Raw genomic sequence first — 23,131 nt, forward strand, 5'->3', positions numbered from 1 at the left:
CCTAGTCCATAAAACCTATTATCGTCATTTTCCCCTCCCCCGCAACTTAAGCCAAATTGAACTAACATCTTTGTGCCCGATCATGACTGAAAAATAACTTTGAACTGTGCGCGTTTTTGTTGCAAAAAGGTATCTGAAATACGCAATTCGTATTTCATCATCAGATGATACATCACCCAAACATTACGCAGAACAAGGAGGTCCCATGAGGAGTGACTATGCAAACGATAATATTAGATTCATGCGGTTTTACCTGCCTCGGCTTACTTCAGTCGTTACGTGATAACGGCATCCAGGCGCAGGACATCAGTTTTGTTGATACTTTTGACCAGTTAAAATTACGCAGCCAGCAAAATACTCCCGGTGTCGTTTTCATCAATGAAACTTGCCTGCAGCCACATTGTGACAGCAAAGAACAGATAAGAAGTTTAATCAGTCAGTACCCGGAAACGCTGTTCTTTATTTTTATGTCAGAAACGAGAATTCATTTCGAGGAATATGTTTTCGTCAGGAAAAACGTTATTATTTCTTCGAAATCGATTAAAACTGACACGCTTAATCAGCTGATCCGTAACTATCTGCACCATCATGATTTAGCCGGGCTTGAGTTCGCCATGCTGGATATTACTCCTGTGATGCTTAGCCGCAGTGAATCCAATACGTTAAAAATGTGGATGTCCGGTGAAGGCACTATTCAAATTTCAGACAAATTGCGCATTAAAGTAAAAACAGTTTCCTCCTATAAAGGCAGTATTAAACGTAAAATCAAGTCACCTAATAAGCATATTATTTATCATGTTGTTCGCCTGAGCGATCAATTCACTGGCGGCATCTATGTTAATTAGTATTACTCTTTTATCTCCAGGGGCAATGCGCACGCATTGCTCCTTTTTTTATGCCGCCGGTTTTCTTACATCAGTGAATAGCAAAAGTGAGAGCTGGATCTCACTTATAAATTCAATCTCCGCCCCAAAATGCCGATGACATACTACGGCGTTTTTTCGCCACGGGAGGTATTGCCATAAGGCATATCTACATCGTTGTATACCCGCATAGTTCAAGTTGCAGGGAGAGAGGAAGCACACCTGCACCACGAAGTATGAAAGGTATCGTATGTGCTGCACTCCCGCCGCACATGCAGGATTAACAGAGCGGAATAATATGGATACTTTTACAATGGAACACCCGTTAACCACGGCGAAAAAAAACATCCCCATTATCAGTAATATTCGTCTCATCACCTTAATTAGCGCTATTTTATTTGGAATATTGGTTTTATTTGCCGTTTCTATTGGTTCATCCAGCTTATTTCTGAAACAAAGTAATGACGCACTGGAAAATGCCACACAGGAATTGCAAATCCGTCTGGCGCTGTCGAACAGTTCTAATCACCTGCGCACTGCACGTCTTTTACTGATTCAGGCCACTGCCGCCGCACGTATTGGCGATCAAGAGGTATTTAATAAAAATATAGCTGATGCTGAAAACCGCATTAAACAGTCGCAATCAGCCTTCGCACAGTATATTAACCGCCCGAACAAAACGGCCACCGACCTCTCTCTCGATGAACCACTGAAAAAAGCCTATGACAATTATCTGAAAATCGGTATGGCACCGATGCTTGAATCCGCCCGTCAGGCACATTTTGAGGAGGTCATCTCTCAGGAGGCAGACACAGTGCGTGGTTTGGATCAGGACAATAACATCCCACTGCTGACCGCCATTGCCTACCGTACCGACACCGCCAATAAGATTAATCAGACAGCGCAATCAGATGCCAAATTGGGTTACGCGCTGATGCTGGGTAGTTTCGTGCTGGCTTTAGTACTGACCGTCCTGACCTATATTGTGATGCGCAAAGTGATCATCACGCCAATTAACCGGCTGGTCAGCCACATTCAGAGAATTGCCGAAGGCGATTTAACCCAGCCAGGTGATGTTGCCGGGCACAATGAAATCGGCGTACTGAGCAGCAACGTCGACATTATGCAGGCGTCGTTGGCTAACACCGTGCTGATTGTCCGCGAAGGGGCTACCTCGATTTATCAGGGTTCCACCGAGATTGCCTCCGGTAATACTGATTTATCTTCGCGTACCGAACAGCAGGCCGCTGCACTGGAACAAACAGCAGCCAGCATGGAGCAGCTCAGCGCGACGGTGAAACTCAATTCGGAGAATGCCCATCACGCCAGCAAACTGGCCGCCGATGCCTCCGAAAAAGCGCAGAAAGGCGGAGATATCGTCGCCAGCGTTGTCAGCACCATGGAAAATATTTCCCGCAGCTCGACCAAAATCGCGGATATCACCAACGTCATCAACAGCATCGCCTTCCAGACGAATATTCTGGCACTGAATGCGGCGGTTGAAGCTGCACGCGCCGGTGAACAGGGTCGCGGTTTTGCGGTGGTCGCCAGTGAAGTGCGCCATCTGGCCCAACGCAGCGCAGACGCTGCTAAAGAGATCGAATCGCTGATTGAAGAGTCGGTGGATTATGTCGGCGAAGGCTGCCTGCTGGTCGGAGACGCAGGCGACACCATGTATGAAATTGTCACCGCCGTCACTCATGTCACCGATATTATGAGTGAGATTGCATCAGCCTCTGACGAGCAGAGCCGCGGTATCAATCAGATAAGCCAGGCCGTGTCAGAGATGGACAGCGTGACCCAGCAGAACGCTTCACTGGTGCAGGAAGCCTCAGCGGCGGCGGCATCACTGGAGGAACAAGCAGAGCGTCTGACGCAGTCCGTCGCGGTGTTCCGCCTCGATTCGCGTGCCGCGACGGTGAGCCACAAGCCAACGCTGGTTCTGCCGGACGCCAAACCGGCTTCCAGCGCGAGCAGCAACAACACTCAAAACTGGGAAACGTTCTAAGTGTCAGTGGCCTAACGTTGAACGTTAAAAATTGCGTTAGACGGTTCCTCAAGCACCACTGAAAACAAAAACACCGGACGCTGCCGCTTCCGGTGTTTTTTTAATAGGACCAACTCAGTGCTAACGCGGGGCGAATCTATTCCCCTCGCTTATTTACTTACGACGCGTGGCTCAACGAAGGTGCCATCTTTACTGTCGCCTTCATTGAAGAACCAGATCCCTGCCGGATAGTCTTCCAGCGACACCAGATACATTACACCTTCGTAAAACGCCTCAACGGCCAGAACTTTACCTTCACGACGCGGACCGCCGTCAGTTTTTACTGTCACCAGATCGTTAACTTTCATCGAGTTATCCCATCGTTTTCAATGCTATTGATTGTAGTACAGAGTCAGTCAAAAAGGCACGCAGGCGCGGACTTTGCCAAAGGAGCTGGAGGTAACACGTTTGGCAAAATTCAGGCATAAAAAAACCCGCATATGCGGGTTTTTGTAATCTACGTTAATGTGCTGTAAACAGCGCAGAAGCGAGATTAGATAGCGGTAACGTTAGCCGCAGACGGACCTTTAGCACCGTTCTCGATAGAGAACTGTACATTCTGGCCTTCAGCCAGGGTCTTGAAACCTTGATCCTGGATTGCAGAGAAGTGTACGAACACATCTTTGCTGCCATCAGCAGGAGTGATGAAGCCAAAGCCTTTAGACTCGTTAAACCACTTAACCTGACCTTTCATCATTGACATAAGAATTACCTTTTAAATAAAAATTTCGCCACCATGGGCATGTTATAGCCGGATTTCAGTCGTTACTTATGGAGGCACTAAGAAGGAAATTCGTCAGATCAGTGTTATCATGGATAACGCATTAAATTTGAACAACTTTACTCAGGATGTCGTGCATAAATAGGTCTGTACCACAGGCCGGGATGTATTTACTCATGACAGCCTTCTAATAGCAACTCTTTTTATCTCATAATCTGTGTAAAGACGCTTAAATGATGATTTAAGCGTCATCGCGTTCGTTATTTGCGCAATTAACCGGTTTTTTATCAATAAGTTGGGCGCGAAGTGGCGGCAAGATTGTTCCACAATGTCCGCAAAAACGTGCATCTAATTCATGCCCGGCACGATGACAATGGCGACAGGAACGTTGCTCCCGCCCTTTTTGCAGCTCCTGAGACATATAAGCCGTCAGGATCCCGGTAGGTACGGCAATAATTGAATACCCGAGCAAAATCAGAACGGAAGCCAAAACCCTACCCAGTGGGGTATGTGGTGTGATATCGCCATACCCCACCGTCGTCAGTGTCACGACCGCCCAGTACACCGACGCGGCGAGAGAGGTAAAACCGTCTTTGCCGCCTTCCACTGCGAACATCAGCCCGCCAAACAGACACAGAATGATCGCCACAAAGCCAAAAAACAGCCCCAATTTGTGCCTGGCGCGCATCAGGCTGCGCCAAAGCACACCCGCCTCGTTCATATACCGCAGCAGTTTAAGGACCCGCAGGACGCGCAGAATACGCAGTAAACGGATCAGGACTTCCACATCTCCGGTGCTCAGCAGCGACGGGAATAACCAGAGAATGTAGAGCGGCAGAATAGTTATCAGGTCAATCAGACCGAAGAAACTGAGCGGATAGCGCTCCTTCCGCGGCGTAGAAAACACCCGCAGAACGTATTCCAGGCTAAACACCGCCGTAAACCCAACTTCAATCCAGCCAAAGCGACGAAGAATATCCGGCGTATTGGGAAACAGGTCGGTCGCGCTGGACTCGAAAAACAGCACGATGACGCTCAGGACGGCCGTCAGCAGCCAGAAGGTTTCCATCCACCGACCAGCGCGGGTGCGATTATCAAACAGCAGCGTAAAGCAACGGCGGCGCCAGACGGCGAGAAAGCGGAAACGAGGCGGCATAAAACAGGCATCCCAGCGAGTGAATGACGCAAGGATAACCATTTTTTGCGTTGAAACCTATCGGCTCCCTGCCCTATTTCAGACACATGTAGGGCCGACATAAAAAAACGCCGACCACCCACAGGTGCCCGACGTCTCTTTTTCGAATGCTGTCTGAAGCGGTTTAATCCATTAATTCAGAAACAGCATTACGCACATAGGCGGTGATTTGCGCTAAGTCTTCGGCATTAGCATTGCCACCACCAATGGACCGCACGGTACTTTCGAGATGTCCGATATCCTTTTCGACTTTCTTGGCAATCTGGACTTTCACGATGGTATCGACGGAAGAAATAAACGCCCGCATCACCGCTTTAAGTGCATAGATTTCACAAAAAGAGTCATAGGCAGGCTTGTCAGCAGGCACTGCAGCAACTATTTGTGCACGCGGTGGAAGGTTTTTCAGGCCATCCACATGTTCAATCATCAGATCAATATCTCTGATCAATTCATCAAAATTCTTTGCCACTGATTTTCCTTCGCTCGGCGAAAGCGGAAGAATACCACCGCCGCCACCCAGCGAGAAGCCAGCAAAGCAGTGAAAGATGAAATTTCAGCACGCAATGGTTTCATCGGACAGATTCAGGCTGACCCTAAATAAAAATGCGCCTGTGGGCATTAACCCACAGGCGCATATCAGCGCTTTTTAACCATATTCGAAAAAATCAGGCTTTTTTCAGTGACGCCATATCTATGACGAAACGGTATTTAACATCGCTTTTCAGCATACGTTCGTAAGCGCCATTGATGTCTTGCATATTGATCATTTCGACGTCACAACCGATGTTGTGCTCAGCACAGAAATCCAGCATTTCCTGAGTTTCTGCAATACCGCCGATCAGAGAACCGGCTACGGTTTTGCGGCCCATGATCAACGCGCCGCTGTGCAACGCGGGCTCAATCGGTTCAACCAACCCAACCAGAATATGGGTACCATCACGTTTGAGTGTTTCCAGGTACGGGTTCAGGTCATGCTGATTTGGTACAGTATCAAGGATGAAATCGAAGTGGCTTTTCACAGCTGCCATCTGTTTTTCATCCGTCGACAGCACCACGTGATCGGCGCCCAAACGGTACGCTTCCTGCTCTTTGCCCGCCGAACGGGTGAACAAGGTCACGTCAGCGCCCAGCGCTTTGGCAAATTTCAGGCCCATGTGGCCCAGACCGCCTAAACCGACAACCGCCACTTTATGGCCTTTGCCCACTTTCCAGTGTTTCAGTGGCGAATAGGTGGTGATACCGGCACACAGCAACGGTGCAGCAGATTTGATATCCAGTTTTTCGGAAATGCGCAGGACGAATTTCTCGGCCACGACGATCTGCTCGGAATAACCGCCGTAGGTCATCATGTTGTCATGACGATCATAGGCGTTATAGGTCATGGTCGCGCCTTCTTCACAGTACTGTTCCAGGCTTTCTGCGCAGGATTCACAGTGCTGACAAGAATCGACCATACAACCGACACCGACGGTATCGCCGACGCTGAAGCCTTTCACTTTGGCGCCAACTTTGGTCACACGACCAATAATCTCGTGTCCCGGAACCATCGGATAGATGCTCTGATGCCATTCATTACGTGCCTGGTGAATATCTGAGTGACAAACACCACAATACATAATGTCGATAACTACGTCGGTATCACGCGGATCACGACGCACAAAGTTATGGGGTGCCAACGGTGCATCAGCGGACGTTGCAGCAAAACCTCGGACGTTAAGGGTCATCTGTTTTCTCCTGAGGGGTAATCGATAGACGAAATACGCCAGCGCAAGCTGCACTGACGGTAAGAAGTATGGACCCTGGGAAGAGAAAATCGTTATAACGATCCTCGCCATTACTTGCCTGAATCTGTTTTTCTCAGGATATATGGCTAAGGTCTGCGCAGTGACGTGGCGGAAGATACCGCGTCACTGGCTGCCCGTCAGGCGTTTGAAAGGGAATACCGTCAGATTAAACGGGCTTCTTTCAACTCACTTTTCAGATAAGCATAGTAAATCGGTGCGGCGACCACCCCCGGCAATCCAAACGCTGACTCAAAGATCAGCATCGCCAGTAAAACTTCCCATGATTTGGCGTTAATCCGCGTGCCGACAATTCGCGCATTAAGAAAGTATTCCACCTTATGAATCACAATCAGGTACGCCAGCACCAGTGCGCCGACCCACAGTGACACCGACAGGCCGACAATAAAAATCACCGTATTGGAAATAAGATTGCCAATCACTGGCAACAGCCCGCAGACAAACGTGAAGACCACCAGCGTCTTCGCCAGCGGCAGGTGGATCCCAAACAGGGGCAAAATGCCAAACAGGAACACGCCTGACAGCACAGTATTAATCAGTGAAATCTGGAACTGCGCAAACACCACATTGCGAAAAGCATTACCCAGCAGACGCACACGCTGCAGGAGATCACTCTTGAGTGGCGCATGTTGCGCATCTTTATCGTGGCGTTGCAGGGAGACAATGGCCCCTAAAATCATGCCAATCAGCATAGTGACAAAGGCGTGAGCGGCGTTTTTTCCGACCATCTGAATCATCGCTACATGCTCACGCAGCCATTGCAGAAATTCGCGTTGTAACTCTTCAATATTGGCCGGCAAATAGTGCAGCATCACGGGTGAAATCCGACTCTGTGCATCGGTCAGCAGTCTGGAAACCATGGCATTGAAGGCCGCTGGGTTTTTCACATCCTGCATCAGAAAGTTGGTGATCCCTACCACGGCCAGCGTCAGGACACTGACTACAATGGTGCTGATCAGTGCCACCACCAGCCAGCGTGCGCGCTCGCCGCTGATGATCTTCTGAAAGTGGGGCGTCAGCCCGTTGACCAGCTCATACACCACAAAACCGGCGATAAAACATGCCAGTAAATGCAGGGGAAGAATAAGTAACAACCCGCCCATCACAATAAATAAACTGAGCCAGCGGATGTGATGCGATCTCATTAATTGCATTGCCTGCGTCCTTAACATTCAATAGCCGGGCATCGTCCCGTGTCTTCGGTCAACATCCCGGCCAATATCATAGCACTGTTGTTTCCTGCCCCGCGCAGCACGCCAGTTAAACGGATAAGAAATTTTTGACTGTCAAAATCTGTCTTTTATCATGAGCATCTACCATGATGAACATCATGTGTTTATAAAGAAAATCTTAGCAACAGGTGATAAAGATGTCAGAACTGATCCGAGAGAAATTGTCACTGCCAACAGGCCACAACAAATTATTACTCCACTCCTGTTGTGCGCCCTGCTCCGGCGAGGTGATGGAAGCCATTCAGGCATCCGGTATCGATTACACCATTTTCTTCTATAACCCGAATATTCATCCGCAAAAAGAATATATTTTGCGCAAAGAAGAGAATATGCGCTTTGCCGAGCAGCACGGAATTCCCTTTATTGATGCAGACTACGACAGCGATAATTGGTTTGAACGAGCACGCGGCATGGAAAAAGAGCCCGAGCGCGGCATCCGTTGCACCATGTGTTTTGACATGCGTTTTGAACGAACAGCACTCTATGCTTTTGAACATGGCTTCAGCGCGATCACCAGTTGCCTGGGTATTTCCCGCTGGAAAGACATGCAGCAAATCACCGGCTGTGGCGTACGGGCCGCAGCACCTTATCCGGGCATGGTGTACTGGGACTATAACTGGCGCAAGAGAGGAGGCGCAGCGCGCATGGTGGAAATCAGCAAGCGTGAACGTTTCTACCAGCAAGAGTACTGCGGTTGCGTTTATTCACTACGCGACAGCAATTTGCACCGTAAATCGCAGGGCCGCGACCTGATTAAGCTGGGGGTTAAATATTACGGTGACGAAAACGACCAATAACCTTGGGGCAGGAAAACAGAGAATAACCATGCAAATGACGCCAGAAATGGCGTCCCACCTTGCCGGGATGACGCTGGAGGCCTGACCGGGATCCGCACGGGAAACTAGCGAATGATCCCGCGCGTTGAAAGCCTGAAAAACTCATTAAAGCAGCACAGCAGCGGGTACTCTGCGCTCAGTTGCAACACCTCGGACTTCACCTCATCAATCGCCACACCGTCATGAAAAAGCTTGGCGTGAATTGACAATAATATCTGCCTGAGCGGTGGACTGGCGTTCACAAAAGCCAGGGCCAGCGCATTAAATCCCTGGGGCACGGCATGGTTGCCGCTGGCGCAAACATAGGGCGGGATATCCTGCACCACGCCAGACTGGTCAGCGACCCGAGCCCCCTGGCCCACCACGCAAAACTGATGAATGGCGCACATTGAGCCAATCTCAGCAAAATCGCCCAACACAACATGTCCGGCCAGCCCGCTGTTGTCACCGATGAGTATTGAATTTCCCACCCGACAATCGTGTCCGATATGGACATTGCACAACAGCCGGTTGAGATTGCCAATCACCGTGCTTTGCGCACCCTGAAGTGTGCCGCGGTGAATAGTGGAATTCTTGCCGATCTGGTTACCATCCCCAATGACCACGGAGGTCGGCTCACCCCGGTATTTCAGGTCCTGATTAATCTCGCCAATCGACGAAAACTGACCGATAACATTATTACAGCCAATACGTGTATGGCCGTTAATCACGGTGTGAGAGGCAACAACGGTGCCTTCGCCAATCACGACATCTGCGTCGATGATGCAAAAAGCACCAATACGGACATTCGCGCCGATAATGGCGCCGGAGGCTATAATGGAATTACTTGCCACATTGGCAGTAGTTGAAATCAACGCAAAAATCTCCAGAATCCGACAAAAACGACAACCTTGCCGCCTTCACAGAAGGAAAATCGATAGAGAATTGGAGTCGCGCTGAAAAAACAGAAAGGCATTCAGAGAGCACGCAGTGTTGTGACGTGGTCAATTCATCTGACCATTTTCGTACACACGCCACAGCATACGGTGATTGCACCACTAAGTGACTATCTTATATTTTATTTATTTTATGAACCTTTGAAGCAATACGGATACTCTCGTCGTATTAAGGCTATCTTAAGCTTACTGGGGTAGCATCCCCGGCATTCTGATTCAATCAGCCTTTGACCTCACCTGGCCGTTCACTTTTGCTGTTAATCTCTTCAGCGGGTTGCCTTTTTTGTTGGAGTTCTCCTTGCGCAAGTCCATCCCTAAAGTCAGCTTTCTGACACTGACTTTACTCCTGAGCTTATACTTTGCCTTCGTTGTTAACTTTCCGATTTTGTTGCATTTTTATCGGATACTTCACGCGCTTCCCGCCTTCAGCATTGGCTTTGCCATCACTATTCCACTGGTGCTCTTCGCTGCGCTAAATTTTGTCTTCACGCCCTTCAGTTTTCGCCCATTACTTAAACCCTTCTTTATTGTCATTCTGCCGGTCAGTGCACTCGCCAGTTATGCCATGTACAAGTATCAGATCATTTTTGATCGCGGGATGATAGAGAACATCGTTGAAACTCAACAGAGCGAGGCCACGTCCTACCTCAACATTTCTGTCGTACTGTGGTTCCTGGTGAGCGGCGTGTTACCTGCTGTCCTGCTGTTTTTTACGCCGGTGAAATATGAAAAAACAGTGCTGCGCCGTCTGGGCGTTCGTCTGTTATCGATGGTGCTGTCCCTGCTGGTGGTGGCCTCGGTTGCTGGCGTTTATTACAAGGATTACGCGTCAGTCGGGCGTAATAACCGCACGCTCAATCTTGAAATTATACCGACTAACTACCTCTATAGCGCCTTTCAGTACTACAACCACCGCTACTTCACCCATACCGGGCCTTTCCAAAATATCGGCGATGATGCAAAACTGGTTCAGCTTCCGGGCCAGAAACCGACCCTGCTATTCCTGGTCATTGGCGAAACGGCGCGCGCGCAAAATCAGTCTTCCAACGGTTATGACAAACCGACCAACGAATTCACCCAAAAAGTACCCGACGTGATCTATTTCAACCACACCACGTCTTGCGGAACGGCAACGGCAGTATCGGTCCCCTGCATGTTCTCCAATATGAAGCGGGTGGATTTCGACAATAACCGCGCCCGTAACAGCGAAGGCGTGCTGGACATCGTGCAGAAAGCCGGGGTTTCCGTTTTTTGGAAAGACAATGATGAAGGTTGTAAAGGCGTGTGTGACCGCGTGCCTAATGAGATCATCAGCACAGCTAAAGAGGGCAAATATTGCGACGGTGATACCTGTTATGACATGGCATTACTGGACAACATTGATACCAAAATTAAGAGTGACGGTAAAAATACGCTGATTGGCCTGCACTTGGTAGGCAGTCACGGCCCGACCTACTCCAAACGCTATCCGCCTGAATTCCGTACGTTTATGCCCGACTGCCCGCGCAGTGACATCGAGAACTGTACGCGTGAACAGCTGATCAACACCTATGACAACACCCTGCATTATACCGATTACGTCGTGTCACAAATCATTGAAAAGGCGAAGCAGTATCAGGATAAGTACAACGTAGCGGTGATCTATCTCTCCGATCACGGTGAATCTCTGGGCGAAAATGGCCTGTATCTGCACGGCACCCCTTATGGTATTGCCCCGGCGGAACAGACCCACGTACCGATGCTGTTCTGGCTCTCGCCCGGCTATGTCAAAGCCAACGGCATTAATCTGACATGCCTGAAACAAAAAGGGGCTAAAGCCGATGTGTCACAAGACAACCTGTTTCATACCGTGCTGGATGCGATGAACGTGAAAACGTCCGAACTGGACCCGCAGTTGAACATCTTGCGTGATTGTAAAACCGGGGTTTAACCGCACCTGACGCGGTTGGAGAAAAACCGGAACACTACATTCAAAGCTATCCGTTTTTATTCCGCTTTTTGAGTCATAAGCTGGTTTGGTCAGGCGACAGGCCCCGCAACGGGGTGGTTGCCTGACAGAATCGTCGGCTTACCCCTCTGAAAGGTGATGAAAATGGACACAACTGAAACCGATTTGCGTAACCTCGAACAGCTGTTCCGTCTGGCCGAGAAACAGCATGCTGAACCCCAGGGCGCTCTGGCCCGTCTGCTTTATATTCCCGTTGAAAAACGTATGCGCATCCTGCGCGAGCTGATGCTGCCGCTGGCCCCTAAAGGCTCATAACGGTGTGGCGGCAATTTCCTGTGTCACAATCTGCGCCAGTGCCGTTACCGTATGGTCGTGAGCATCCGGGTCTGCACCCAAGGTAAGATACAACGGTGTCTGGCGCACCGTTCCCGACGCCAGCGGCAAGCGGCACAACGCCCCGTTCTCCAGCGCACGCTTTACTCTCTCAAGCGGCATCCAGCCATAACCGACCCCCACTGAAATAGCATCAATAGCCGCCTCGACCGTCGTAAACGTCCAACTGGCGGCGGGATCCAGACGCCGCTTCTCCTGACGCTGGGCATCACGATCGGCAATGGTGATCAACGGGAAACGCGCCAGATCGGTGGCTGAGAGCGGTACCGGCAATAACAGCAAAGGGTGATCGCAGCTGACGACCGGAATGAAATCCACATCCAGTAACCAGCGGCCGTTGAGCGTGTTTTCCGGTGCCAACGTCGTAATGTACAAATCTGCCGCACGTTCAGAGAGCTGGTGCGCGCTTTCAGTACGCAGAATTTCCGTCAGATGCACCTGCGTTTGGGGAAATTGCTGCTGAAAAGCCCTGAGCGCGGCAAACAACTGGCGTTTGGGGAACACGCTGTCTACCACCAGATGGAGCTGCGTTCGGGTACCACCTTTCAGCCCAATGGCGCGCTGTTCGAGCTGGGTGAATGCGGCAATCAGAGGCCTTGCCTGCGCCAGTAATGCCTGCCCCTGTTCGGTTAGCACAGCCCGGCGGCCCACTATCTCCAGCAAAGGCAAACCGAGCCGCTCCTGCAGACTGCTCAAGGCATAACTGACCGATGACTGACTGCGGTGCAGTTGTGTCGCCGCCTGCGCATAACCGCCCTGCTCAATCACCGTCAATAATACAAACCATTGTTCGAGCGTGGTTTTGGGTAACGCCATCTCTCGCTCCTGGAAGTGTCGACGTACAAAGAATAGACATCTAAATTTTAGATATTTTTTATCAAAAATCAGCATTTTTTATTTAAAAAATGAAAGCGTAGGATCATCACATCGCAAGCCAAACAGACTTTTTGAGGAGAAATACATGAGCAGTTTTGATAAACAGGATTTGAGCCGTTTTGTCGGTAAACATCTGGTGTACACCTACGACAACGGCTGGAACTATGAAATTTATGTCAAAAACGCTAACACGCTTGATTACCGCATCCACAGCGGGTTGGTCGGCAACCGTTGGGTAAAAGACCAGCAAGCTTATATCGTCCGCGTGGGTCAGGACATTTACAAAATTTCCTGGACAGAACCGACCGGCACGGATGTCAGCCTGATCGTCAATCTGGCCGACAAAGTCTTCCACGGCACCATTTTCTTCCCGCGTTGGGTGATCAACAACCCGGAAAAAACCGTCTGCTTCCAGAATGAACATATTGCAGAAATGCTGGCGCTACGTGACGCAGGCCCGGCTTACCCGACCGAAGTGATCGATGAGTTCGCCACCATCACCTTCGTTCGTGACTGCGGTGAAAACAACGAAAGCGTGATTGATTGTGCCGCCAGCGAATTGCCGAAAGATTTCCCGGCCGGTTTACACTGAGAAAATCCTCAGCCGTTTAAAATACACACAATAAACAACGCCCGCCGGGATGATCGCAGCGGGCGTTTTGACATCAAGGTGTCCCCATGACGGTCTCAGGAGTTTCAGCAACGCAGCGTTAAATGTCTTATGCCCGCCGGTCGCCTGATGCGATCACCCGGTTTCCCTGAGCATCCACGACGGCTTCACCGTCTTCTTTGGTGAAGGCGCCTTGCTGTGCGTCCGGGAGAATATCCAGGACAACCTCTGATGGGCGGCAAAGTTTGGTGCCCAGCGGCGTCACAACGATCGGACGATTGATCAAAATGGGGTGCTGCAGCATGAGGTCCAGCAGTTGCACATCGCTGAAATTATCTTCAGACAGTCCCAGCTGTTCATAAGGTTCTACATTTTTTCGCAACAGCGACCTGACTGAAATGCCCATGTTATTGATAAGCATCACCAGTTCATCGCGGGTGGGCGGTGCTTCAAGATAGTGAATAACGGTAGGCTCAACACCGCTGTTACGGATAATTTCCAGCGTATTGCGCGACGTGCCGCAGGCAGGATTATGATAAATCGTGATTGGGGTCATAAAAGTGCTCTCTTGTCAGTAAAACCTGCCCTACGTCATGCCAGGCAGATAATAAGGGCTGAATTAATGGGCGAACGATAAACGCAGGCAGAGTGCGGCCAGCGTCACAAACAGCACAGGAATCGTCATCACAATCCCGACCCGAAAGTAATATCCCCAGGTGATCTTAATGCCTTTCTGCGATAGCACGTGCAGCCATAACAGGGTGGCAAGGCTACCGATAGGGGTGATTTTTGGCCCCAAATCACTGCCGATGACGTTGGCATAAATCATGGCCTCCTTGATCACGCCTGTCGCACTACTGCCTTCAATGGACAGCGCGCCGATCAACACGGTCGGCATATTGTTCATGATTGAAGAGAGGAAAGCGGTCAGGAAACCGGTACCTAGCGTGGCCACCCACAGCCCCTGCTCAGCGAAACGATCGAGCAGCAGAGAGAGATAGTCAGTGAGACCGGCGTTGCGCAGACCATATACCACCAGGTACATACCCAGTGAGAAGATGACAATTTGCCACGGTGCTTCGCGCAGCACTTTGCCGGTATTGATCACATGCCCGCGTTTGGCCACGACAAACAGGATAAAGGCGCCCACCGCCGCCACCGCGCTGACAGGTACGCCCAGCGGTTCCAGCCCGAAAAAACCGACCAGCAGAAGGAGGAGCACAAGCCAGCCGGTTTTGAAGGTCAGAGGATCTTTAATCGCGTCCCTGGGTGCGCGCAGTTTCGACACCTCATAAGTGACTGGAATTGCTTTACGAAAGAACAGATGCAACATCACCAGTGTCGCCACAATGGCCGCGATGTCGACCGGCACCATCACAGACGCATACTCATTGAACCCGAGTTTGAAAAAGTCAGCGGAGACAATATTCACCAGGTTTGAAACGATAAGCGGCAGGCTGGCACTGTCGGCAATGAACCCCGCCGCCATCACAAACGCCAGCGTCGCACCACGACTGAAGCCTAATGCCAACAGCATGGCAATCACAATCGGCGTCAGGATCAGTGCCGCCCCGTCGTTGGCAAAAAGCGCCGCAACGCACGCCCCCAGAAGAACAATATAGGTAAACAGCAAACGCCCGCGGCCATTCCCCCATCTTGCTACATGCAACGCCGCCCATTCAAAAAAGCCAGATTCATCCAGCAATAGGCTGATGATGATCACGGCGATAAAAGTGGCCGTCGCATTCCAGACAATGTTCCACACAACGGGAATATCACCGATATGTACAACCCCGGACATCAATGCCAGAACGGCCCCCATAATGGCACTCCAGCCAATGCCCAGACCTTTGGGTTGCCAGATAACCAACACAATTGTCAGAACAAAAATTGCCCCTGCTAACCACATAACGACTCCTTTTCTGGCAGGTTATATGACCTCGCCAGCCGTGACGTATATTATTTAATAAATCCGTAAAAACGAATATATCATGTTATTTTGCATCACTGGCAAAGAGCCTTTCCACCGGTCATGTTCTGATTACGCGTGATGCCCTTGGCCTGTGCAATGATTTTGTCTTGTTCACTCAAAAAGGCCTGCTCAATAATAGCCGCCGCCCACGCTGGCATGTGGGGAGAGAGCCGATAATAAATCCATTTACCATCCCGGCGATCCATAAGCAGTCCGGTTTCTCTTAGCATGGCGAGGTGTCTCGAAATTTTTGGTTGTGATTCATTGAGCACGCCGATAATTTCGCAAACGCATAATTCTCCGGCCTCCCGGAGCAGCATGACAATTGACAAGCGCGTTTCATCAGACAGGTTTTTAAACAACAAAAGTGAAGACAAGCCGCTCATAGGATCTCCTTTATTTGATGTGGCCATCATAGAATTCGCGCAAACATTGTCAATGACATATTTGATATTTCGAATATGAAAAGAGAAGTAAACCGTCGAAACAGCCTCGTTCAATCCTTTAAATCATCGAGCCTGGTTAGCGGCCTAAAGGACGACCCACAAATTTTACGCCACTCAAGGAACAAAACGGTGGCGCAGTCGCACAAGAAACATCATCTGCGCCATCCCCTCATCCCCCAGCAGTCTGTTTTTGAAAGCTGATTTTCAGGAAATAGGTTATATTTAGGCGATATTTCTACCGCGCTTTTATACCTAAACAGAGATGCCTTTTGTTCCGAGCTAACATCAATAAACGCCGTACACGCATCATCACATCGGTGGTCGCTTTTCTGCTGATCGTCGCGATTGGCGTCGCTTCTATTTCATGGCAAACCTCGCAGGGCCTGAAAAATGACGCACGTGAGCGGCTCAGTATGGCCGTGCAGCAGATTGATATGATGCTCAATAATGCCGGAAAAGCGGCAAAAGCAATGGAACCCTATCTTGGTCAGGCCTGTACCCATGAGGTGGTTTTAGAGTTACGCAGGCAGATTGCAATAGTGCCCAATGTTCGCACCATCAACCTGGCAACAGGCAATAACATCTACTGCACGGCATTATTTGGCCCCAGGAGCGGGACCGTTGACAGCAAAGGTTATGCAGGTAATCAGTTGTTGCTGATGAGCGGCAATGAAGTCACCCCTGATCACCCGTTGATTGCATACCGTGATCCGCATGGTGAAAACAGTATCCTGATTGGGGTTGATGGCTACTACCTGCACAATATTCTTAATCTGCTCAGTACCCGCGTCAATATGACACTTCAGATTGGTAACCAATGGATGGACGACCACGGCAAAGTGTCGAAAGGAATTTACAGCGACAACGGTGACAAAATTGAGCTCAGCTCCGCACATCACCCGTATAAGGTTGTGTTATTTATTCACCACACCAACCACTGGCGCTATGCCCTGGATTACACGCCCATCAGCCTGATTCTATTCCCTTTGCTGGGTCTGTTTGTCGCTACCATGACCTATCTGGCGCTCGGCCGCATCGGTACTCCGCTGGCAATGATGAAGGCGGGGCTGGCACATCATGAATTTATCCCTTACATCCAGCCAGTGGTGGACGGCACAAAACATCGGCTGACGGGCGGTGAAGTCCTGATGCGCTGGCAGCATCCACAAATGGGTCTGGTGCCACCGTATCAGTTCATCCCACTGGCTGAAGAGAGCGGTTTGATTGTTGAAATGACTCGTCAGATGATGGCACAAACTCGTGATTTTTATGCGCCGATGGCTAAAGACCTGCCGAATGATTTCCATTTTGGTTTTAACATCTGTGCAAGTCATTTCAAAAACTTAAGTCTGATAGACGATTGCAAAGCCTTTATCCACGCCTTCAAAGCTAAACCCATTAAACTGGTACTTGAATTGACCGAACGCGAACTGATTGTTCCCAGTGAGATCACCGACAGCTTATTCAAAGCCCTGCGCCGCCTTGGCGTACTCATCGCCCTCGATGACTTCGGCACCGGCCACTCCAGCCTGACCTACCTGCAAAAATTCCACATCGATTTCCTGAAAATCGACCAGAGTTTTATTGCCCGCATCGGCACTGACGCCCTCTCCGGCCATATTGTCGATAACGTCATCAGTTTGGCGAAACGTCTGGATATGGTCATTGTGGCCGAAGGCATCGAAACCCAGACCCAGATCGATTACCTTGCGTCCTATAAACTTGATTATCTGCAAGGCTATTTCTTTGGGAAACCTGCGCCTTTGGAAGCATTCACGCGCCAATGGCTACAGCCCAAAAATGCATAATCACTGAGTTATTTACTGCCTCCCCCGGGTCGGGCACCCTGAGGAGATCTGGGTGATCAGTGAGGGTTAATACCCAACTTTTTCATACGTGACAGCAAAGTAGTGCGTTTCAACCCCAAACGCTGCGCCGCTCCCCGTGGTCCGGCGACGACGCCATTCGTTTCCTTTAATACCTGCATGATCCGCTGGCACTCCTCCTCGTCACTCACTTTTGGCACCGATGCCGCCAAGATGGGCATTTTTGTTACCGGTGCCGGTGTAAAGGTAAAGTTCAGTTCGGGAAGTTGCATATCCAGCACCGTTCCCTGCGTCAATAACACCGCCCTCTCAATGACATTTTCCAGCTCGCGCACATTGCCAGGCCAGGGCATTTTACTGAGATGACGCAGCGTCTCGGCAGGAATGCTGTCGATAGTGCGTTTCATACGCTTGGCAATTTTGTAGGTGAGAAACTTCACCAACTGCGGGATGTCTTCAGGGCGTTCACGCAGGGGGGGAATAACAATCGGGAATACGTTCAGGCGGTAGAAGAGATCGCTGCGAAACTCCCGGTCGCTGACCATCTGTTGCAGGTCGCGGTTGGTGGCGGCAATAAGCCTGACATTGACCGAGATCTGCTTATTACCACCGACTCGCTCAAACTCGCGCTCCTGCAAGATGCGCAACAGCTTGGGTTGCAGCTCAAGCGGGATCTCCCCGACTTCATCAAGAAACAGTGTGCCTTTATCCGCCAGCTCAAAACGCCCCATGCGTTGCGATGTTGCACCGGTAAATGAGCCTTTTTCATGGCCGAAAAGATCGCTCTCCAACAGCCCGGCAGGCATAGCAGCGCAGTTCATCTTCACCATCTGCTGATGGCGGCGATCGCTGAGATTATGTATGGCGCGGGCGATCAGCTCTTTGCCGGTGCCCGTCTCCCCAAGAATCAACACCGAACAGTCGCTTTTCGAGACAATTTCGACCTGTTTAAGTACCGCTGACATGGCCGCACTGCGCCCGACGATGTCACTGAAATCAGGATTGTTGCTGTTGATTTGCTCATTCAGGTAGAGATTCTCATGTACCAGCTTCTCTTTGAGCCGTTTGATCTCTTGATAGGCCAGCGCGTTGTCTACCGCAATCGCCATGCGCTCGGCGATTTGTTGCAAAACCCGTAAATTAGCCGCGCTGAAGTGATCTGGCTGGCACTGCGCCAGTTTTAGCACGCCCAGCGTTTTATCACCGAAACTCAGAGGCAGCACGCACAACGTCTGAGTTTGCTCACTCCATAAGCTAAACAAATTACGCTCATAGCTGGCCATTTCGTCGGAGGGTTGCAGGTTGAGCAGCAACATTTCACCGCGCTGCATCACCTGCTCCTCCAGCGTTCCAGCACGCGCCATACGGTATTGTTCACGCTCGGCCACGTGCTGCTGAACATAATGAGTGGCATATACGCTGAACTGGTCGCTGTCGTCTTCACACAACACAAGGCTGATAGCGTTCAGTTTGAAGAAGTGATGAATAGCGCTGGCAATTTCACCCGTCAAATCATCCAGATCCAATTTTGACAATACCGCGTTGGTGACATCGACCAGAATCCGGTAATCATCGCGCTCGTGGCGCAGAGTAGCCTGGTGGAAAACTGACGCCTCCCGCTGCTGAATCTGCTCGACACCAAGCGCAACCAGCGGCATTAACTCCTGCAACCAGGCAGATTCAGACGATGTAAAAGGCCGTGATTGTAAACGCATAAACTCACAGCCCCCCAGCAATCCGCTGGCGACCACCACCGGCATCAAACAGTAATCGGTAAAGGGGGGGTAGAGGTTCAGCGCGCCCAGTTGCGGAAAACGCAGACGCAGCGCATCGCCCTTCCAGCACTGAAACTGGCTGTTTTTCTGCAATAACCGCACCGGGCCGCTGGCCAGCAATGTCTCGTCTTCATAATTCACTGGCTGATGGTGCAGGTCGATACCGTTGAAGCTGACACGCTGACCATCGGCTTCAAACAGCACCAGCGTCACAACATCGGCAATGCCCGCTTTCTGCACAATTTGAGTAACGTATTCCACCAGCGAAGCAAGCGAACACTGACTGAGCAGAGCCCGAGCCAGTTCAAATAATCCGTGAGGCGAATGTGGATGCGTAAGCGTCGGAGTGGCGGAGATCGGAGTCTGCATGAAGTACTCAATATAAAAAGTTTACATGTCGGAAAGTCTACCGCGTTGTGGCCGGCAGACTCCCCGCTGGGATCAACAAATACGAGGTAAAGGCTCCCCGTGAGGCAGCATAAGCTGGCGCGTCACGCCAAATCGGCCGCGCAACTGCACGCGTGTTTCCTCTGTGACTACGCCAACCACAGTGGCGTCACGACCAAGAGGGTGCGCACGCAGCGCGGACAGAACAACCTCTTGTGCCTGTTCCGATACCACCACGACCAACTTGCCTTCGTTGGCAAAGTCGAGTGGTTCCAGCCCGAGCAGTTCGCAGATGCCACGCACCGCCGGTTTCACCGGCAAAGCATCTTCAGCGATCTCAATACCCAGTCCGCTGGCGGCCGCATATTCATGCAAAATCGCATTAACACCGCCTCGGGTTGCATCACGCAGGGCATGCACGCCGGGAATGGCGCGCAGTGGTGCTATTAGAGAACTTAACACCGCGCAATCACTGACCACGCCAAGTTCCATGCCCAGATTTTCCCGCACGTTAAGTATAGCCGCACCGTGATCCCCCAGCGTTCCGCTGACGATAATCCGATCCCCACACTTAATTTGTGTAGCCCCCCAGTGCACCGCATAGGGGATAACCCCAATGCCAGAGGTGTTAATGAAGATTTTGTCGGCGGCACCACGCTGCACCACTTTAGTATCGCCGGTGACAATCGCGATCCCGGCGTCGCGGGCCGTCGCCGCCATGGAGTTAACCACACGTTCGAGCATGCTCATCGGCAGCCCTTCCTCGAGAATAAACCCGCACGACAGCCATGCCGGTGTCGCACCGCTAACCGCCAGATCATTGGCCGTCCCGCAGACGGCAAGCTTACCAATGTCGCCACCGGGGAAGAAAATGGGGTCAATCACATAGCTGTCCGTGGTGAAAGCCAGCCGGTCGCCCTGTGAGGTGAGGTCTGACAATAACAGCCTTGCTCCATCTTCACGCTGGTTTAACCAAGGGTTGTCGAAGGCCTGTAAAAATAGCCGCTCAATCAGCTGCTGCATGGCTCGCCCGCCGCTGCCGTGCGCCATTGTCACCACGTTATTCATCTCATTCATCCAATAACCTTCATGTTTTCGGCGTCTTCGTACCGGTATTGATACCAGGCAGCACATGCCCCTTCAGACGATACCATCAGTGCGCCAAACGCATTTTGCGGCGTACATCCGTGCCCAAACATCGGGCACTGGTGTGGCTTGCAACGGCCCGTCAGCACATCGCCACAGCGAGCATTCGGGTCATCACTCACCCGTTGCATTACCGGGCGGAAACGGCGCTCTGCATCAAAAACGGCATAATCGTCATTGAGTGAAATACCCGAACCGGCAATCACCCCCAACCCGCGCCATTCGCTGTCCCCCCCCAGCGAGAAAACGTCCTGCATCGCAGATTGTGCCAGTAAATTACCCTGTTCAGGCACCACCCGGCTGTATTGGTTTTCAGTTTTACGTGACACCTCGCAAACTTGTTCAACCAGCATCAGAACACTTTGCAGCATATCCAGCGGTTCAAAACCGCTGACCACCAGCGGTTTGCCAAATTCACGGCTGATAAAGTCATAGGGATGAATACCGATCACCATGCTGACGTGGCCGGGCGCCAAAAAGGCATCAATGCGCGATTGCGGCGTTTGCAGCAAGCTGCGTAAGGTCGGGATCAGGCTGATATGCTGGCAGAACACACTGAAATTAGTGATTTCTTCGCGTCGGGCCTGTTGCAGAGTTACCGCAGTGACCGGCATGGTCGTTTCAAAACCCAGTGCAAAAAATACCACCTGAGACTGCGGGTTTTCCCGCGCCAGCTGCAACGCGTCGAGTGGCGAGTAGACCACCCGCACATCAGCGCCACGCTCACGGGCCTGCAACAGCGAACCATGCTGACCCGGCACGCGTAACGCATCGCCGAAAGTACAGAAAATCACCGCGGGCCGGGAGGCAATCTCACAGCAGGCATCAATGCGACCCATCGGCAGTACACAGACCGGGCAACCAGGGCCGTGGATGAACTCCAGGTTGGCGGGCAGTAACTTATCCAGGCCAAACTTGAAAATAGCGTGCGTATGCCCCCCGCACACCTCCATGATTTGCATCGGTTTGTCAGCGGTGAAAGGCAACTGCGCCGAGCGCTGAGCGAGTTTTTCCAGCAATATTTTCGCTAACGCCGGGTCGCGAAACTCATCAACGTAGCGCATCATTCCCGCCCTCTCCACGCAGAAATAGCCCGACATCCGCTTCAACTTCCTCCATGGCACGCAGCGCGGCCAATGTCTCCTTAGCCTCCTGCTCATCAAGTAAACTCATGGCAAAACCAACGTGAATCAACACCCACCGCCCGACCAGCGTCGTCAGCGGCTGGTCATTTGGCACCACCAGCGCAATATTCACTTCGCGGCGCAACCCGCATACGTCAGCCCAGGCATGATCGGCGCGGATTGCGTGCAGCGCCACAATCTGGCCCGGAATACCTATGCACATGACGCGATGCCCACTGACAGGCGCTGCGTTTCAAGCCACTTCAGCCACTGCTCCATCCCTTCACCGCTGGTCGCCGACAGAACCATCACATCAATCTGCGGATTGACCTGCCGGGCGTTAGCAATGCAGGCATCGACATCAAAATTGACGTAGGGGAGCAGATCGACTTTATTGATGATCATCAGGCTAGAAGCAGCAAACATGTGCGGATATTTCAGTGGTTTATCATCACCTTCGGTCACCGACAGTACGGCGACTTTATGTTTTTCGCCCAGATCAAAACTGGCAGGACAAACCAGATTGCCCACATTTTCAATAAACAACAGACTGTGCGGGGCCGGTGACAGCTGATGAACGGCATCGTGCACCATCTGTGCGTCCAGATGGCACCCTTTTCCTGTGTTGACCTGAATAGCCGCCACGCCGGTTTCACGAATACGGTCGGCATCGCGGGTGGTCTGCTGATCGCCCTCAATCACCGCGCAGCTAACCTGGGTCGAAAGGCGCGTCAACGTATGGGTCAATAAGGTCGTTTTGCCTGAGCCGGGGCTGGACACCAAATTCAGCGCCAGAATCTGCGCCTGTGCAAAATGCTGGCGGTTGTGTGCCGCGATATGATTATTTTTCGCTAATACATCGATTTCAATATCCAGCATACGCCGCTGGCTGATGCCTTTGGCAAAAGGCAGGCCATGATGTTCATGGGATATCCCGCTAATCCCCTCAATGCAAAGCTCGCCGCTGGCGCAACCACAAGTACTGCACATAATGTTT

The 23,131-nt window shown here is 51.2% G+C and carries 23 protein-coding genes; 7 read left to right on the forward strand and 16 right to left on the reverse strand.

The genetic code is table 11. The annotated features are described in order from the left end of the window. Positions 1-218: 218 nt before the first annotated feature. Together rcsA and EAH77_RS01625 are read left to right on the forward strand one after the other, a co-directional pair. Positions 219-845 carry a transcriptional regulator RcsA gene (gene rcsA, locus EAH77_RS01620; RefSeq protein ID WP_140470056.1) on the forward strand — a complete coding sequence of 209 codons (627 nt, stop codon included), beginning with the start codon at positions 219-221 and terminating at the stop codon, positions 843-845. Positions 846-1,161: 316 nt separating this feature from the next. Then, positions 1,162-2,871 carry a methyl-accepting chemotaxis protein gene (locus EAH77_RS01625; protein WP_241673372.1) on the forward strand — a complete coding sequence of 570 codons (1,710 nt, stop codon included), beginning with the start codon at positions 1,162-1,164 and terminating at the stop codon, positions 2,869-2,871. Between the two features lie 149 nt (positions 2,872-3,020). On the opposite strand, the gene dsrB is transcribed toward EAH77_RS01625, so the two are convergent. The 6 genes from dsrB to EAH77_RS01655 all read right to left on the reverse strand — a co-directional run bounded on the left by dsrB (position 3,021) and on the right by EAH77_RS01655 (position 7,782). Beyond that, positions 3,021-3,218: a protein DsrB gene (gene dsrB / locus EAH77_RS01630; RefSeq protein WP_140470057.1), complete on the reverse strand. Its 198-nt coding sequence runs from the start codon at positions 3,216-3,218 to the stop codon at positions 3,021-3,023. 185 nt (positions 3,219-3,403) lie between these two features. Next, on the reverse strand, positions 3,404-3,613 hold the full coding sequence (gene cspE, locus EAH77_RS01635) for a transcription antiterminator/RNA stability regulator CspE (protein WP_034789491.1): 210 nt from the start codon (positions 3,611-3,613) through the stop codon (positions 3,404-3,406). 259 nt (positions 3,614-3,872) lie between these two features. Continuing rightward, a complete protein-coding gene (locus EAH77_RS01640) occupies positions 3,873-4,787 on the reverse strand; it encodes an ion transporter (RefSeq protein ID WP_241673374.1) in 915 nt (304 codons plus the stop codon). 163 nt (positions 4,788-4,950) lie between these two features. Next, on the reverse strand, positions 4,951-5,295 hold the full coding sequence (locus EAH77_RS01645; RefSeq protein ID WP_140470058.1) for a hypothetical protein: 345 nt from the start codon (positions 5,293-5,295) through the stop codon (positions 4,951-4,953). Positions 5,296-5,491: 196 nt separating this feature from the next. Beyond that, positions 5,492-6,550 carry an NAD(P)-dependent alcohol dehydrogenase gene (locus EAH77_RS01650; RefSeq protein ID WP_140470059.1) on the reverse strand — a complete coding sequence of 353 codons (1,059 nt, stop codon included), beginning with the start codon at positions 6,548-6,550 and terminating at the stop codon, positions 5,492-5,494. A gap of 221 nt (positions 6,551-6,771) precedes the next feature. Further along, entirely contained in the window at positions 6,772-7,782 is a 1,011-nt protein-coding gene (locus EAH77_RS01655) for an AI-2E family transporter (protein ID WP_140470060.1), read from the reverse strand. Between the two features lie 215 nt (positions 7,783-7,997). On the opposite strand from EAH77_RS01655, the gene EAH77_RS01660 reads away from it, so the two are divergent. Continuing rightward, positions 7,998-8,657 carry an epoxyqueuosine reductase QueH gene (locus tag EAH77_RS01660; RefSeq protein WP_140470061.1) on the forward strand — a complete coding sequence of 220 codons (660 nt, stop codon included), beginning with the start codon at positions 7,998-8,000 and terminating at the stop codon, positions 8,655-8,657. Between the two features lie 104 nt (positions 8,658-8,761). Here the strand turns inward: EAH77_RS01660 and lpxA are convergent, their stop codons facing one another. Beyond that, entirely contained in the window at positions 8,762-9,550 is a 789-nt protein-coding gene (gene lpxA / locus EAH77_RS01665) for an acyl-ACP--UDP-N-acetylglucosamine O-acyltransferase (RefSeq protein WP_140470062.1), read from the reverse strand. 379 nt (positions 9,551-9,929) lie between these two features. Between lpxA and EAH77_RS01670 the strand changes: the two genes are divergently transcribed. Both EAH77_RS01670 and EAH77_RS25085 read left to right on the forward strand, forming a co-directional pair. Continuing rightward, positions 9,930-11,561 (forward strand): phosphoethanolamine transferase, encoded by a 1,632-nt coding sequence (locus EAH77_RS01670; protein WP_140470063.1) that lies wholly within the window; start codon positions 9,930-9,932, stop codon positions 11,559-11,561. Positions 11,562-11,723: 162 nt separating this feature from the next. Beyond that, on the forward strand, positions 11,724-11,894 hold the full coding sequence (locus EAH77_RS25085) for a hypothetical protein (RefSeq protein ID WP_161985757.1): 171 nt from the start codon (positions 11,724-11,726) through the stop codon (positions 11,892-11,894). Here EAH77_RS25085 and EAH77_RS01675 read toward each other — a convergent pair. Continuing rightward, positions 11,889-12,788, reverse strand: coding sequence for a LysR family transcriptional regulator (locus EAH77_RS01675; protein ID WP_140470064.1), 900 nt, complete (start codon positions 12,786-12,788; stop codon positions 11,889-11,891). The two genes, EAH77_RS25085 and EAH77_RS01675, sit on opposite strands and share 6 nt — an antisense overlap. Before the next feature lie 145 nt (positions 12,789-12,933). Between EAH77_RS01675 and EAH77_RS01680 the strand changes: the two genes are divergently transcribed. Further along, positions 12,934-13,440: a phenolic acid decarboxylase gene (locus tag EAH77_RS01680; RefSeq protein WP_140470065.1), complete on the forward strand. Its 507-nt coding sequence runs from the start codon at positions 12,934-12,936 to the stop codon at positions 13,438-13,440. Positions 13,441-13,567: 127 nt separating this feature from the next. On the opposite strand, the gene arsC is transcribed toward EAH77_RS01680, so the two are convergent. The 3 genes from arsC to EAH77_RS01695 form a co-directional block, all read right to left on the reverse strand. Beyond that, entirely contained in the window at positions 13,568-14,014 is a 447-nt protein-coding gene (arsC, locus tag EAH77_RS01685; protein WP_140470066.1) for a glutaredoxin-dependent arsenate reductase, read from the reverse strand. Positions 14,015-14,077: 63 nt separating this feature from the next. Next, on the reverse strand, positions 14,078-15,367 hold the full coding sequence (locus EAH77_RS01690; protein WP_140470067.1) for an arsenic transporter: 1,290 nt from the start codon (positions 15,365-15,367) through the stop codon (positions 14,078-14,080). Between the two features lie 95 nt (positions 15,368-15,462). Continuing rightward, the gene (locus EAH77_RS01695; protein ID WP_140470068.1) at positions 15,463-15,816 is read right to left on the reverse strand and encodes a metalloregulator ArsR/SmtB family transcription factor; all 354 of its coding nucleotides are present in this window, start codon (positions 15,814-15,816) and stop codon (positions 15,463-15,465) included. A 329-nt stretch (positions 15,817-16,145) separates the two neighbouring features. On the opposite strand from EAH77_RS01695, the gene EAH77_RS01700 reads away from it, so the two are divergent. After that, positions 16,146-17,684, forward strand: a complete 1,539-nt coding sequence (locus tag EAH77_RS01700; RefSeq protein ID WP_140470069.1) for an EAL domain-containing protein — start codon at positions 16,146-16,148, stop codon at positions 17,682-17,684. A 56-nt stretch (positions 17,685-17,740) separates the two neighbouring features. On the opposite strand, the gene flhA is transcribed toward EAH77_RS01700, so the two are convergent. The 5 genes from flhA to hypB all read right to left on the reverse strand — a co-directional run bounded on the left by flhA (position 17,741) and on the right by hypB (position 23,124). Beyond that, positions 17,741-19,846 (reverse strand): formate hydrogenlyase transcriptional activator FlhA, encoded by a 2,106-nt coding sequence (gene flhA, locus EAH77_RS01705; RefSeq protein ID WP_140470070.1) that lies wholly within the window; start codon positions 19,844-19,846, stop codon positions 17,741-17,743. 72 nt (positions 19,847-19,918) lie between these two features. Further along, positions 19,919-20,932: a hydrogenase expression/formation protein HypE gene (gene hypE / locus EAH77_RS01710; RefSeq protein WP_170215662.1), complete on the reverse strand. Its 1,014-nt coding sequence runs from the start codon at positions 20,930-20,932 to the stop codon at positions 19,919-19,921. Positions 20,933-20,937: 5 nt separating this feature from the next. Next, positions 20,938-22,074 (reverse strand): hydrogenase formation protein HypD, encoded by a 1,137-nt coding sequence (hypD, locus tag EAH77_RS01715; protein ID WP_140470348.1) that lies wholly within the window; start codon positions 22,072-22,074, stop codon positions 20,938-20,940. Next, positions 22,061-22,357, reverse strand: a complete 297-nt coding sequence (gene hypC / locus EAH77_RS01720; RefSeq protein ID WP_140470072.1) for a HypC/HybG/HupF family hydrogenase formation chaperone — start codon at positions 22,355-22,357, stop codon at positions 22,061-22,063. Before hypC ends, hypD begins: the two co-directional genes overlap by 14 nt. After that, positions 22,348-23,124: a hydrogenase nickel incorporation protein HypB gene (hypB, locus tag EAH77_RS01725; RefSeq protein ID WP_140470073.1), complete on the reverse strand. Its 777-nt coding sequence runs from the start codon at positions 23,122-23,124 to the stop codon at positions 22,348-22,350. Before hypB ends, hypC begins: the two co-directional genes overlap by 10 nt. Positions 23,125-23,131: the final 7 nt, after the last annotated feature.

Source organism: Ewingella americana (assembly GCF_006438725.1).
Lineage (GTDB): Bacteria > Pseudomonadota > Gammaproteobacteria > Enterobacterales > Enterobacteriaceae > Ewingella > Ewingella americana_A.